Below are 14,789 nucleotides of genomic sequence, written 5' to 3'. Positions count from 1 at the left end.
GGATGGCTTCACGGCGAGTCACGGAAGCAGTTGAATTCGGCGTACAAATGACAATGAATAAGCGCTTAATTTTGTCTCTTTAACGTGCAGCTAATTCATTGTCTAATAGCAAAACAGCCGCAAAAATCTTTGCGGCTGTTTTGCTATTAGAAACTTTTTATCTGAAAGCCGCTATTTGAAACTCATCATCCCAAACTTGCTAATCAGCAATCATCGCCATGAGTGCGGGTAAAAACTCGTTATCTAGTGTGGCTATTTCACTTTGCTCAACAAGCACTTGATTGAGGATGTCATGGCTGGTGAGGGGATTTGCGAGTACTACGCGAAACACCACGGTCGCTTGTCTAAAATAGCGGGCTGGCTGAATGCGGGTGCGAGAGACGAAGGATTTACCCTGTTCGCGTTGGTGCTTTTGAATAAACTGGGTGAGGCCATCGAGCAGCTCGTTAAAGCGGGCGAGTTTTACTGTGTCTGCTTGCTCACAGGCAAGCTGCATGGCAGCTTGGACGCTGGCGGGCACATAACGGTAAGTCAGCAGACAAAGTTCTGGCTCAGTGATTAGCTCAAAATCCTCATGGGCTTTGATTTGTTCGGCAAAATAGCGGGCTTTTTCAAGGCTGTTATTGATTAAGATTTCATAACCATCACGGCCGATGATCTGTAAGCAAGCGTGCACTAACATCGCCATACCGGGGCGAGAGCCTTCCAGCGTTTGGCTGCCGAGATCCTTTGAACCACGGCGCAGAATATATTCGGCGTGATGGGCAATGGCGTGGGCAAACTCAGGGTCTTTAAATAACACCATGCCTGCGCCCATAGGCACGTACATTTGTTTGTGGGCATCGATAGTGACTGAGTCCGCAAGTTCGATACCTGCAAGTAAGTGGCGGTATTTATTGGATAATAAACTTGCACCGCCCCACGCTGCATCCACATGGAAATGGCAATTTAACTCTTTTGCCAGCGCCGCTAATTCTGTCAGTGGGTCAACATTACCCGTCTCTGTGGTGCCAGCTACGCCAACAATCGCCAACACTTTGATGTTCTTGCTAGCAAGTTCAAGGGCGGCTTGGCGCATTTTCGCGACATCGACCTTGTTATCGCTGCCCGTGGGAATGCTGATGATATTATCGCGGCCAATGCCAAGCAGATCGACGGCTTTACCCAGCGAATAGTGGCCTCGCTCCGACACTAAAATCGCTAAATCATCATAGCCGTAGTGGCGCAGTGCCTTGAGTAAGCCTTCGCGGCTGACGCCTTTAAACTCACCCTCGGCTTTCAATAATTGGTTACGGGCAATCCACAGCGCCGTGATGTTGGCCACTGTGCCGCCGGAGCAAAATGCCCCGAGGGAATGATTGGCGCTGTGCATCCAGCTTTGATAAAAATCCGTATCTTGGGCATAAATCAAATGGTGCATCATGCCGAGCACTTGGCGTTCAAGCGGCGTAAATGCCTTAGAGGTTTCGATTTTGACCAGATTTTGATTGAGTCCCACCATCATTTTTGACAGTGGCAACACAAAGTAGGGCAGTGCCGAAGTCATGTGGCCGATAAAACTTGGCGCCGCTGTGTGTACCGAATGCGCCACCAAATTTTGCATAATTTCGTCGGTGTAATCGGAGACAAAACGCGGCTGAGTTGGGATCTCAAAAGCTTGAAAATCGGTTTCGATTTCAGACAAGGGTTTTTCGAGCGCGGCGATACTGTCACCCAAAAAGCCTGCTAAGTCCTCGGAGAGCTTTTGCTCAATAATACTCAGCGTTGAGCTTGCATCTTCCGGTGCAGTAAAAATGCGGAGCAAACTTGCTTCGGATGCGGTGGCTTGGCGAGGGAGTTTCTGGGTCATGGGGCTTGCCGTCTATTAATTTTTATAGTGAAACCGCAAATTGGCTCGAAGAGTATAACGGACCAGTGATTCTCGACCAGTGATGCGCGATCATTGACTCTCAAATGTTCAATCAGCGGAATACCAAAAAGGGAGCTCACTTTACTGCAAGGCCTTTTAGGCATCAAGCACTAAAATTTGGTATTACCAAAGCGTTGCGGCCTAAATAAGCAAAGGCGCCGTTATGGCGCCTTTCTTCAAATCATTAAACAGAGGGAATTACTTAAGTATTAGTTCTAGTATTAGCGCTGGCCTAACATGAGTACCGCGCCGATATTTCGGGCGGTATTGCAAAGGTTTAGCTTGGCATTGGCCAGCACATCATCAAGTGGACTTAAGTGCGGGATGATAGGGAAGATAGCCGTCATACCGTGATCCAATATGGCATTGGCGTTTTCACCGAGGCAGCCCGCGATACCGATAGTGGGAATGCCCTGCAGTTTGGCTTGCTTTAACACGCCCATTGGGGTTTTACCAAACACGGTTTGACCATCGATGCGGCCTTCACCTGTGATCACTAAATCGGCGCCACGGATTTTGTCCGCAAGGCCAACGGTTTGCATCACAATCTCAACCCCAGGTTTAAGCTCGGCATTTAAAAAAGCCATCACGCCAAGACCCATACCGCCAGCAGCGCCAGCCCCGGCATGATCGCGGTGATCGCTAATGCCATTGAGGGCAATCACATCGGCATAATGGGCAAGAGCGGCATCTAGCTGCTTAACCATCTCGGGTGTCGCACCTTTTTGCGGACCAAAAATTGCCGATGCACCGCGTTCACCGCACAGTGGGTTATCAACATCGCAGGCAACTTCGAAGCTGCACTCACGTAAAAGTGGATGAGCGTTTGATACATCGATTTGAGCAAGGTTCGCCAGCGCTGCGCCGCCAGAAGGTAGCGTTTTACCTTGGCCATCGAGCAATAAAATATCCAGCGCTTGGGCCATACCCGCGCCGCCATCGTTGGTGGCACTGCCGCCTAGCCCCAAAATGATGTGCTTTATCCCCCGATTAAGCGCATCACAAATCAGCTCGCCCGAGCCATAACTTGTGGTAAGCAGCGGATTACGTTGCTCCCTCGGCACATGGTGCAAACCTGAGGCTGAGGCCATTTCAATCACGGCAATTGCGCCTTGATGTGGCGATTTGTTCGTTGGATCTGCACGTGAAATTGAAGCAGAACTTGTATTGATCGCAGCGCCGAGAATGCCTTCACCAAGAATGCCATAGTGTGCTTGCACTCTATGCCCCAGTGGCCCCATGACCTCTAAGCTGACAATACTGCCGCCCGTGGCGTCCACCATAGATTGCACTGTGCCTTCGCCACCATCGGCAACGGGTATTTTGATTATGTCGCAGTCGGGTATCACTTGTTTTAAGCCTTGCTCGATGGCGTTGGCCACTTCGAGCGCGCTTAAGCTTTCTTTAAATGAGTCGGGGGCGATAACTATTTTCATTAAAAATCCTACAGCTAAATGGGATAAAACAGGGCTCAATATTGAACACTAAACCCAATGCCACTTACGTTGGGCGCAACAACATCCCTGTGCTAAAACTGAGGTGATATAAAGGCATTTATATCCATCACTGGCACATTAATCTGTTGCAATTATTAGGGCGTATAACAGAACTATATCTTGGGCACGGTATGTGCCCAAGGGACAATATTGAATCAAGAACTCATTAATATTAGAGCAACACTAGACTTAGCACATACACAGTTACCATGGACGTTACACCTTGGATTAGGGTCGCCATAGTTTGGGCTTTATAGGCTTGTTTGACGCTCATGCGGCTAAATTGGGTGACGACCCAAAAGAAGCTGTCATTGGCGTGGGAAACGGTCATCGCACCTGCGCCAATTGCCATTACTGTTAACACTCGGCCCATATCGCTACCAAGACCAATATCGCCAAGCATAGGCGCAACCAGTGCAGAGGTTGCGACTAACGCTACCGTCGATGAACCCTGCGCCGATTTAAGCGCGGCAGCGACGATAAATGGCATGAAGATACCGATACCCAGTGCCGACAGTGATGTACCCAAAAAGTCACCTATAGGCGTGGCTTTTAATACCGCACCAAAAGCACCACCTGCACCTGTGATTAAAATAATCGGCGCGGCAGTGACGAGCCCTTGGCTGATGCGTTCGCTAAATTCGCTGATCTTATTCTCACCCTTTAACAGCAGCAGGGATAAAAACAGGCCAATCATCAGGGCATTAACGGGCTGACCAAGGAACACGAGCGCATCAAACACAGCTTCTTTACCCAAAGGCGCTGAAGGGAAGTTAGCGATAGAACCTAAACAAATTAATACGATAGGCACAAAAATCGGTGCGAAAGCTTTTACTGGGCTTGGTAGTGTGCCATAGCTTTTTTTCAGCGTTTCATAGTCACTGGCCTGCGCTTTAAGTTCTTCTGCGCCTTCACCATCGGGCTCAACATCGGCAAAGCGGTTTGCCCATAACATACCTGCGAGTGCCGCAACGGCGGCCACAAAGAGACCCACACCGATCACTAAACCTAAGTTGGACTCTAAGCCTAAGTTGCCTGCGGCGGCGATAGGGCCTGGCGTTGGCGGTACAAAGGTGTGAGTGGCGTACAGACCTGTGGCTAAGGCAACGCTCATGGAGACACTAGAGACCTTCATGCGGTTCGCCATCGATTGTTTCAGTGAGTTTAAGATCACAAAACCCGAGTCACAAAAGACCGGAATAGACACGAGATAACCGATAATTGACATAGTGAGTGTCGGGAAGCGTTTACCTAATACCTTGATCACCACATCGGCCATGGTGATGGCGGCGCCACTTTTTTCCAGAATAATCCCTATGATAGTGCCTAAGACGATCACTAAGCCGATATAGCCTAAAATATTGCCAAACCCTGTGGTAATGGTTTTAGCGATTTCCCCGCTCGGCAAGCCATAGGCGAAGGCCGCGATAAAGGCGGCCAGAATTAAGGTTAAAAAGGGGTGGAGTTTAAATTTTGAGGTCGCGATAACAATAAATGCAATCACGCCGATGAGAATAAGCACTAAGTTCATAGTTTGTCCCGTTCAGTTCTTGGCTGAAGTTTTTGAGTAAGTTTTTTGACTTATATTGTAGGGCGCAGTGCTTATTTGGGCCTGAGTCCAAATGAGGGCTGCTTTAAGGTCATCCTATTATTGTGCAGGTATGTTTGAATAGCTTTGGCTAAATCCACGGAATTACCGCGTTATGTTTCGCCATTTTTGTGCTCATGCACAAAAATGCTTAGGTGAATTCGAATGCAGGAGGAGGCGTTTTGTCGGTAAGGGAGGCGCTTGTCGATAAGGATTGGCAAATAGGGCTATTTGCCAACCTTAAATAGGAGGGACTTAACTCGACATCTTTATTGACGACGAATAAAGGATTCTACATAGGCTGCGGTGCGGGCATTGAGTATGGGATCGGCAGATGCAGTAATGCCCTTAGGCAATAACAGTGGGTTAAATATGCCTTTATCGCACTGTTGAACGTGGGGATCGCTGTCTCGTTCACCGTTAATCATCACTTGGCCTACCAGTAAACGCTGGCGAGTTTCAGGCCAAATCACGGTTGGGTCATTAATCTCATCATCCATTTCGGCGAGTTGAATATAAAGGTTCCATTGTGCTGGCTGGTTTTTAATGCGCTCGAGTAATTCCGCCTTTAAAAAATCATCACTGAGATTGGTAAGTTCACTGGCTGACAGCGCGGCAGTACCTGCTACAGGTTCAAAAATCCATTTACCCGCGACGGTTTCACCTTGTAGAACACTGTTTTTTTGCGTGCTGAACAGGAAACTATTTACACTGAAGTAGCGGCTGTTGACAAAACTTGGGCTGGGAGGCAACTGTTTAACGTAGTCGAAAAAAGCTTTGGCGCTGGGTTGATTATCAATAAGCCACTGTTTACCTTCAGGGCCTTGTTTCACTTTGGTCTGAAAGTTAAAAAATTCTTCGAGATTTTTGGCAAAGAAAACAGGAACGTTAGTGGTGACAAAGTTAAGGTTTTCTTTATCGCCGTCAATTTTGAGTGACATAAAGCGCCCAGCGGTTTTATCTGAGATCTGCGGATTTGTACCGCCGAGGGAAAAGCGGGCTGTGACCTTGATACTATCTTGATTAAAAAATGGAATTGCCAACGTTTGTTGTAATTGTGGATTCGATTTAAAACTGCCCGAGGTACAAAATCCCTTAGTGTGATTACGCAGTTTGACTTTTTTACCCGCCTCGCGACTTGCCGCATCGGGTGTGCCGTTGACGGCATCGACTAGTTCGGGAATGGTTTTCTCGGCCGCGATTAACGAAGGTGAAGTCAGCGCTAAGCCGCTAATGAGACAAGCTTTGGCGAGTAAAGTCAGTTTGATTGAGGTCATTATCATTCCTTTCAATGGACTAAGTCGAGAGCGCTAGCATATCGACGCGATACTATATGAAAGGATAGGAAAGAGGATACGGTATAAATCTTTCAATTAATTTTTTAGTACAGGCCAAGTTTTACTCAATTGATCTGGCCATCAGGTCGGCGCCGTCATCTGCGGGCTTTTTTCTGGCTAATCTGTTGAGTTGTTAAGTCATTTGAGCGTTAAGTTAAGCGAGTCGAAGTATCAATTAATTGCCCAAGATACAGGCTTAATAATCCATGTAGGGATTGAATGTCGGCTTGGGTGATTTGCTGAATTTTATCAAGGCGATATCTCAGTGTATTGCGATGAATAAACAGGGCATTCGCGCATTGCTGTGCATCGCCAAAGTGGGTGATATAAGCCGCTAAGGTTTTGCGTAATTGGCCGTTTTTGTCCGCCTTGGCGAGTTGCTGGTAGGGCGTTGCCAGCGCCTGACCGCGCCAGTCATGTTTTAGCCCTGCAAGTAACACTTGTAGGGAATAATCTTCAAACAGGTATTTATTCCCTTCTGCATTGAGCTGCTTACCGAGTGCTAAGGTTTCTTGAGCCGTGTGATAGGAGCGCGCTATCCCACCTTTTTCTGGGAAGAAATGGCCTAGGGCAATTTTAAAGTTTAAATCCATTTGGGCGGGTAAGCGCTGCAACAGCTTATCGATACGCTGATTTTCAAGCTCAGGATCCCATTGTTTTCCATCTAAAAAAGCAGGCTTTAGGATCACCAACTGCGACATTGAGGTCATGGCAATCAAGTTACCACGGTCAGGATATTGCAATAGATGCAGCACTTGCTTGAGGGTTTCACTGACTCTGGGGCTACGTTCATCGGCGGGCTGAGTGGATGCCTCAGCTAAGTACAAGGCCGATGGGGGGGTGTCGGTCTTTAAGTGGTGTTTCTGGATGTTTTTCTCGCTGATCTCAATAATGGCCGCGACTCTTGGTAGGCTGATATCAATGTCGAGTTGTCTTGCCCAGCGGTGCAACTGTGCATCATCGGTTTCAGCTTTGATCAGTTGCAGAATAAACTCTTCACGTTGGCGATTCTCCCATTGCAATTTATCCTGCAGGTTGGCTTGTTCAACAATCATTTCGGCGGTCATTTTAAGTAACTCACCATAATGGGTGAGCTCACGCGGATCACCGGTAATGCCGACGACGCCGATAATTTGTCCTTGATAATGTAAGGGTAAATTGATGCCTGGCTTAACGCCATGCAGCCCTGAGGCGACTTCTTGACTGATTTCAACATTGCGATTTTGGGCAATCGCCAGCAGCGCGCCTTCGTGGGTTGACCCTATACGCTTAGGGTCGCCTGAGCCTAAAATCACCCCTTGGCCGTTCATCACATTGATATTGTGGCCAATGATTTTCATTGTGCGACTAACAATTTGCTTAGCGATGACAGAATCAAGTAGATACATACAGGCGCCTAGTGGGGTTGAAGGTTTAATAGGGATGCAATACGCATTCTTAATCTGGGTAGCATATCGCGTTCAAACTCAGGATGCTGCTTAAGCCAAAGATTATTACGCGGGCTTGGGTGCGGCAAGACAAGATACTTAGGCCAATATTGCTGCCATTTCGCGCATGCTTGGGTCACTGTTATTGGTTTCAGTTTGGGGATGACAGTTACGTTAGTGCCGGTTGTTTGATGCTTAGTGATCGGCGAAGTGGGGTTTACGGCCTCGGACGATTCGCGCGGTAGATGATAGTCGATGGCATATTGGCCGAGGATCACAATTAGCTCTATTTGTGGCATTAGGGCGAGCAAGGCCTGATGCCAAGTGGCAGCGCATTCGGGGCGCGGTGGTTTATCACCCTGCTTTTTACCGTTTTTTTCGATACTGCCCGGAAAACAAAATCCCATAGGGATAATGGCAAAAAGATTGGGGTCGTAGAATTGCTCCCGCGTGACATTCAACCAAGTGCGCAGCCGTTCACCACTGGCATCGTCAAAAGGTATGCCTTTATGGTGGGTTTTTACGCCCGGAGCTTGGCCTGCAATCAAAATCCGCGCTTGGGTACTGGCCTGCAATATCGGCTTGGGCGCTAAGGGTAAATGGGCCTTACATAAAGTACAGGCGTTGATTTTTGCCAGCAGTTTGGCCATTGATGCCGAGCATGATGGCGATACAGTTACGCAAAGTGGCGATGGCGCTTTAGTGAGATTCGTCTTAGTCAATTTAATCGCTAATTTTATCGTTGCTCATTCATTTTCAATCAGGATTGGAGCATCATCACTGTTTGATATACCCAGTAGCCAAAAAGAGAATAGCCAAGGATTAAACTGATATAACTTAATATCTTAGGAATTTGATTTGGGCTTGAAGCCAAACAAATGTGGGCCAGCACAATCGTAAAGAGGGCTAAGGGGGCAATCACATAGCTCAAAGCTAAGATAAATAATGCCCCTAGGCTGATGATCCAATCTGCATTGCGATTGGTGGGTTTATCGATTTGGCAAAGCTGTAGTGGCAATAAAATCAGTCCAATACCGACACAGATAATACCTAAGTTAAGGGCGAAATCACTCCAACCTCTATGATCATAAATGGCTAACGCAATGGCAATTAATGGCACTATTAGTGCGCTTAATACATGGCGTTTAGCAAAAGTGGCGCTGCGATACTGACCCGCAAAAAAGAATAAGCCCTGTAGAAACAGATTGATTAAGGTAAAACCACCTAGGCCTAAAATGATAAATAGGCTCGCTGCGCCACCTGAAGAGTCGAACGCCATGGCGGGTAAGGGTAATAGGCTTAGCCCCAATAGTGCAGAAAGTGATAACAGCCACTGAGATTGGGAGAGTGAAGAATAAAGGCGCATGGGCTCAGAGGATTAACTAAAAGATTGAATTAAGATCCGCTAAAGTGAGCCAAAACTCAAGGATTAAGGTTTTTATGGGCGGACTTTCGCGCCAGAGTCTGATCTTATTCAAGATTTTTACTGTTATCTGCCATGATGTTATCGCTTTAAAAGATCCTGCTGCACTTAAACAAAAGCCCGCAACATGCGGGCTTTTCGTGTTATGAACAGTATCGATTAGAGTTTGTAACTCATGCTCAGCATGATCATTTGCGCTGTGTAGTCATGGCTATTGCTGCCAAAGCCTACGACGTTCCAGATCCCATCGACGGCGATATCATTGGCGGCATCATTGTCTTTATAATTCTCAATTTTATAATCCAAGCGCAGCGCCATTTTCTCGGTGGCTTGATATTGAGCATATAAGTTAATGTTGTGCACTTTGGCAAAATAATCGCCATAGTCGCCTGTGATACCTTGTCTGACTTGAGTGTTACTGTCGGAGTTTGAATAAGTGTAATCCAATCCCATGCGTAACTTGTTCTCAAGCAAGTTGTTGTAGCTCAGGCCTGCCCCGATCACATCTACATTGTCTTCAATGAATCCTGTCCATGTTGGGGTGCTGTAATTACTGCTTCCCGCTTGTTCAGACTCAATGATTTGATAGTTGTAGAAGGCTGTCGCCAGTAAATCATCGGTGATCATATAGCTGATGTTGGCATCATAACTGGTGTCTTTTGACTCAGTTAAGCCAATAACTGTGTCAGAGTAGTCATCTAATGCGTAACGGGCACCGAAATCTATGGTCAAGCTGTCGATTGGCGAGTGGGTGACTCGAGCTTCAATCTGGGTTCTGTCGCGGTTAGCCAGATTGTACTTACGTAACAGGCTGTTGGTTTCAGAAGATGTCCATTCAGAAGCTTGATATTGCGAGCCATCACGCTGACCGTAACTGCCCTTAACCCACATATCCCAAGTTTCAAAGCTGTTAACGCGCAAACGTGCCCAAACAGTATTTTCATCCGTGGTTTCACGGTCTTGATAATTACGGTCGTCACGTTTGAAGTCATAGCCGCCATCAAGCTTCAGTCCATGGGTAATACGATAATCCGCCGCCACTTTGAAGCGTTGGCTAGTGTTATCGTAAGGGGTGTTATAGGCCACCTTACCATTGACATTGTTGATGCTGACTTGGGTCCACTCTTCAATTTGAGTATTGTTATCACGGTCGCTATAGTCGTAGCTACCACTTAAGCGCAGTGAGTTAGTCACTTTACTGACGACTTTTAAGTTCAACCCTGTGAGGTCAACTTTGGCATCAACGGCCTCTGTTGGCACTTGATAGCCATAGCCTGAAGTGACTAATGCTTGGTCTTGACTCATTTGTCCCGCAAGCACACGACCTGTTAACACATTGGTATTGTCGTTGTATTGACCCATGAGCGACACTGTGTGTGACTGGTTGTCAGGGTCAAGGGCGAGTGTGCCAGAGGTTTGAGCACCAAAAGTTGGATTGAAGGCACTGTCGAAGTTTAACTGGTTGTACTCGTTCTTAAAAATTGAGCCATTGTAGTTAAGTGCCGTGAACCAACGATCGCCTTTGAGTTTAATGCCGGCTTCAATGGAGTCAGTGGTGTAATCAACTGGCTCAGCTAACATCATGGATTGGTTAAAGAATCCACCTGATGTTTTTTTCAAGCCGGTTTTTTCTTCACGCATGTAGCTCACATGCGTACTCCACAGCGATTCACCTTGATAGTCAAAACCTAACCCTGTGCGCTCACGTTTGAGCGACAGTTCTAAGGCATTTAGGTTATCCATCAGTAACGGCATCTGGCTGCTTGAACCCGCAGTTACCCAGTTGTTTGGCAAGGTTAAATTATCGCTGCCGACACCAGAGTAGGGCGTTAAGGCGCTATTACTGTTGTAAGTGGCGATTTGGCGATAGTTTACATTGACATTATACTGGCCTTGTTTGCCCGCATTGACATCTAAACGGCCACCATCCATGCCCAGTTGATAAGCTTCAACGCTGGCTTGATAGCCTTTCTCACCACGAAAGGTGACATCGGCATCAAATTTACCCGCAACTTCGTTTGAAGTCCCAAAGGCATTCGCCGAGCGAATATCCTCTTCGCTGTTGTAACCCACGCCCACACCCACAGTGCCAGACGTACCCGTTTCAACAACGCAGCCTTTACAGCTCCAAGCGGACATTTTGACTTTTTCTGTATTGGCATTGGCTAAGCCATACCCGTCGGCCGCTATTGCAAAACCTGTGTTTGCTAGTAACGCCAGAGTGATCAAATTGAGTTTAAATTTCATTTTCTCGTCTCCTTAGCGCTGTAATAGCTTGCCAGATGGATGGTTTGAACCATGGACCTGACTGTGGCAATTTAAACAGCTTCTTCCACCCGTAAAGGTATTGTCGCCGACGTTTGAACCTAAACCAGTGTTACCTAAGTAAGCATTGCTGGCGTGGCCATCGCTGGCGTGACATTGCTGACACAGCTGCGGTGCGCGGGTTTTCAACATGGCATCATTCACACTGCCGTGAGGATTGTGGCAAGTCACACAGTTCTCAGTGACGGGTGCATGTTCCCACAGTTTTGGGCCGCGTTTCTCGGCGTGGCAGGAGTAACAGGTTTCGTTAATGCTAGGCTTGTTTAGATCGGAATCTGTCATGCTCCCATGGGGATTATGACAATCGCTACAGGTCATTTGAGCCCATTTTAGTGGGTGACTTGAGCGTTTATTCATATCTGCTTTTTGCTTAGTATGACAGCTAGTACAGACTTCCATTTCGGTGTTTTTTGATAACACAGGATCTTTTGCGACATGCACTTGGTGGCATGAGGCACAAGCGACATCGGCATTGTCATGGTGACTACCGTTCCAAGATACGCGTTTATCATCTTGGTGGCAGCTCATACAGACACTGTTTTGTTTTTCTGCACTTAAGGTCGATTGCTTACCAAAAGTGATCATCGGCTCGTTGCCGCCTTTATTGTGTTGACCCATAGGACCATGACAGGCTTCACATTGCAGGCCAGCCATTGGGCTCTTTGATGAATCAATGGCGCCATGGACACCCTTGAAAAGGTCCATCACTTTTTCAGATTTTTTGTGGCACATCAAACAAGAATCGGCACCTTTAGGGGAGTAGCTGCCTTCGGCAAACTTCTTATCTAAGGTGGCTTCGACTTGTTCTGGAGTCATTTTGTCATCCCACTTTGAGGCGTGTGCACTCGGTGTGATGCATAAAGACACCACTGCAGACATTGCCATGGAGATGACAAGTGCCGGCAGTAGGTTTTTCATTTTTAGGCTGTTCTTCATAATAGGCTTCCCAATTTGTCCCAACAAAATTCAAGAAAGGGGGAGCGAACTCCCCCTGCTTGGGCAAATTACATCTTCACCTGAGTGTGATCTGTTGGTGTGGGTTTGTGACAGTAGAAACAGGTTTCTGACTGCGCCGCTTGATTGGCTTGAACATAATCACCGTTCACAATCGCGCCCATATTTTCTAAGCCGTGGCCAATAGATTCTGGTGCGTGGCATGAAGTACAAGTGGCAGTGATTGGCGTGGTGTATTTACCCGCAGTTGTTGCCAGAGCGCCTTTGACCTTGAATGCATCTAGGTTGAAGTCGTTATGACATTGGGTACATTCTTTGATGACACCTTGTTTACCATGAACAACGTGTAACTTCATCTCCAACGCACCTTTGTTAGCACCACTTGCATAGGTACCATCTGGGGTATGACAAGCGACACACGCATCCACACCGACGATTGGCTTACCGCTGGCATCTTTTGCATGTGATAGCTGTTCTGTCATCACAAAACCCGCATGGTGGCCTTTGTGAATTTCGAAGCTATCACCGTGACAACCTTGACAGGTACCAAACTCAACTGAGTTAACATGGCGCATGCTCGGTGCTTTGCCAGACTTAGTGCCAAAAGCTAGCTCGGCTTTCATGCTCGTTGTTGCGCTGTCTGCGGTACATGCGGTTAAGCTTGTACCAGTGCTACACACTTCTAAACCGATAATGGTAAAGGCGGTATCAGTATCGCCTGCACCGAAAGGTAGAACGGGTGTTGTAAAGACCAATTTACCGTCAACTAAGGTCACGCCAGCTTGCAGTGCGCCATCTTTGACTAAGTCTTTCGCTATTTTCGCTTTACCGCTACCTGGACTTGGGTTGTAGCCCATGATCGGGAAGTTAGGGCCAACGTTGGTAACGGACTCTAAACGTTTAATCTTATCTTGAACGGTTGCCGCATCAATTGCGTTACCATCTTTGTCTAAGATAGACACGGTTAATACTGCAGTATCATCAGCTTGACCAGCAAGTGCTGCTGACATACCTAACTGAGCGATAACGGCTTTTTTGTCTGCAGTCTTACCTGTGTGCAGTTCTGCAGTCCAATCGCTGTTATGACAGGCGATACAGTTAGAGTTATCTAACTGTTGTGAGTGACCTTTACCGGCAGCAAAGTCCACTGTGCTATGGCAGCTTCCACATGAGGCAGCAGTTGGGATACGTGACCAATTACTCCAATCAGGCGTAGCTTCATTTGCTGCGTGACAGCTTTGACAGCTTTCTAATGAGCCTAAGGTAAGGTCTTTGTGTTTAGCGTGAACGAGAACATTGAACTCTTTACCTACGCCAACTTTTCCGGCTGTGTGGCAAGTTGCACAGTAATTAACGTCAGAATACGCGCCGCCATGTTTAACATTGGCTAAATCTTGGTGACAAGTATTACAGCTTTCTGTGGCGACAATTTTGCGACTGTATGTTGGCAGTGCGCCAGTATCGGCAGTGAAGTCGACAAAGGCGTTACTGTTTGGTACTTGAGTACCATCGGGAAGCGGAGTGTTATAAGCGCGGATTAATACCCGTTGAGCTAACTGTTCGTTATAGGTGACTTTAGTGTTAGCAGTCAGGTTCATGCTAAAAGTATAACTGTAGTGACCGTTTTTCTTGTCAACGAAAGTCCCAGGGCATGTTGCAGCGACATCACAGGTTTCATCACCAAAGTATTGCCATTGTGACGCATTACCTGCACCAGTTGCGCCTTGTGGGATTAATTGTGCTGCGGCAAAACGCATTTTTTGTAGGCCAACAACGGGTAAATCATTTTCGTTAGTGACGGTAAACTCAACACTCGGAATACCGTTAGTGACGACAGATTTGTCAAAGGCGAAATTAAGGGTTTGAATCGCTGGAGCAGGTTCGCCACCAGGTTCACCGGGATTACCATCATTACCATCGCTGCCACCACAGCCCGCTAAGGCCATAGTGACTGCACTTGCTGCTAACAGCAGTGCGATTTTAGTTGTTTGTGCGTTCATCATTTTTTTCCCTGCATAGGTTTGGCATTGCTTAAACGCTATGTTCTAGAGCCAACAGATTCTATGTCTGTGTTTTTGGTCATTAGAAGCGACTTAAGTGGATGCTGGAAATAGAATTCCCCAAGGAAAGGCTAACCTAACATGACCTTAAAATCTCCAAGGCCTTTGCTAATGTGTGACTTGGATCTTTCTATTTCTAAAGAGGTATTTAAAGCAAGAGGTAAAAATGATTTTAGAACAAAAAAACAGCGGGGTTTTGAAAGGGAAGAATATAAAGAGAGAGGTAACAACCTCTCTCTTTAATAACAATAAAAACATTGCTCTGAATGA

The 14,789-nt window shown here is 46.9% G+C and carries 11 protein-coding genes; 1 reads left to right on the top strand and 10 read right to left on the bottom strand.

Annotated features, from left to right (window positions below; translation table 11 throughout):
• Positions 1-199: 199 nt before the first annotated feature.
• From panP to AAA952_RS00210, 10 genes are all read right to left on the bottom strand, one after another.
• On the bottom strand, positions 200-1,849 hold the full coding sequence (panP, locus tag AAA952_RS00255) for a pyridoxal-dependent aspartate 1-decarboxylase PanP (protein WP_338253392.1): 1,650 nt from the start codon (positions 1,847-1,849) through the stop codon (positions 200-202).
• Between the two features lie 281 nt (positions 1,850-2,130).
• A complete protein-coding gene (locus AAA952_RS00250) occupies positions 2,131-3,345 on the bottom strand; it encodes a glycerate kinase (RefSeq protein WP_338253390.1) in 1,215 nt (404 codons plus the stop codon).
• Between the two features lie 232 nt (positions 3,346-3,577).
• Positions 3,578-4,936 (bottom strand): GntP family permease, encoded by a 1,359-nt coding sequence (locus AAA952_RS00245; RefSeq protein WP_338253388.1) that lies wholly within the window; start codon positions 4,934-4,936, stop codon positions 3,578-3,580.
• Positions 4,937-5,262: 326 nt separating this feature from the next.
• Complete coding sequence (locus tag AAA952_RS00240; protein WP_338253386.1) at positions 5,263-6,270, bottom strand: catalase family peroxidase; 1,008 nt, start codon at positions 6,268-6,270, stop codon at positions 5,263-5,265.
• A gap of 209 nt (positions 6,271-6,479) precedes the next feature.
• Positions 6,480-7,718 (bottom strand): sugar diacid recognition domain-containing protein, encoded by a 1,239-nt coding sequence (locus AAA952_RS00235; protein ID WP_338253384.1) that lies wholly within the window; start codon positions 7,716-7,718, stop codon positions 6,480-6,482.
• A gap of 8 nt (positions 7,719-7,726) precedes the next feature.
• Complete coding sequence (locus AAA952_RS00230) at positions 7,727-8,407, bottom strand: uracil-DNA glycosylase family protein (RefSeq protein ID WP_338253893.1); 681 nt, start codon at positions 8,405-8,407, stop codon at positions 7,727-7,729.
• A gap of 110 nt (positions 8,408-8,517) precedes the next feature.
• Positions 8,518-9,123, bottom strand: a complete 606-nt coding sequence (locus tag AAA952_RS00225) for a hypothetical protein (protein ID WP_338253382.1) — start codon at positions 9,121-9,123, stop codon at positions 8,518-8,520.
• Positions 9,124-9,339: 216 nt separating this feature from the next.
• Positions 9,340-11,427 (bottom strand): MtrB/PioB family decaheme-associated outer membrane protein, encoded by a 2,088-nt coding sequence (locus AAA952_RS00220; protein ID WP_338253380.1) that lies wholly within the window; start codon positions 11,425-11,427, stop codon positions 9,340-9,342.
• A gap of 12 nt (positions 11,428-11,439) precedes the next feature.
• Entirely contained in the window at positions 11,440-12,441 is a 1,002-nt protein-coding gene (mtrA, locus tag AAA952_RS00215; RefSeq protein ID WP_338253378.1) for a decaheme c-type cytochrome MtrA, read from the bottom strand.
• A 68-nt stretch (positions 12,442-12,509) separates the two neighbouring features.
• The gene (locus tag AAA952_RS00210; RefSeq protein ID WP_338253376.1) at positions 12,510-14,462 is read right to left on the bottom strand and encodes an OmcA/MtrC family decaheme c-type cytochrome; all 1,953 of its coding nucleotides are present in this window, start codon (positions 14,460-14,462) and stop codon (positions 12,510-12,512) included.
• A 138-nt stretch (positions 14,463-14,600) separates the two neighbouring features.
• Here AAA952_RS00210 and AAA952_RS00205 point away from each other — a divergent pair, with 138 nt between their 5' ends.
• Positions 14,601-14,762, top strand: a complete 162-nt coding sequence (locus tag AAA952_RS00205; RefSeq protein ID WP_198572185.1) for a hypothetical protein — start codon at positions 14,601-14,603, stop codon at positions 14,760-14,762.
• Positions 14,763-14,789: the final 27 nt, after the last annotated feature.

The sequence above is a fragment of the Shewanella sp. M-Br genome (assembly GCF_036245925.1).
In the GTDB taxonomy this organism is placed as follows: Bacteria; Pseudomonadota; Gammaproteobacteria; order Enterobacterales; family Shewanellaceae; genus Shewanella; species Shewanella oncorhynchi.
This window is presented reverse-complemented; position numbering and strand designations above follow the sequence as displayed.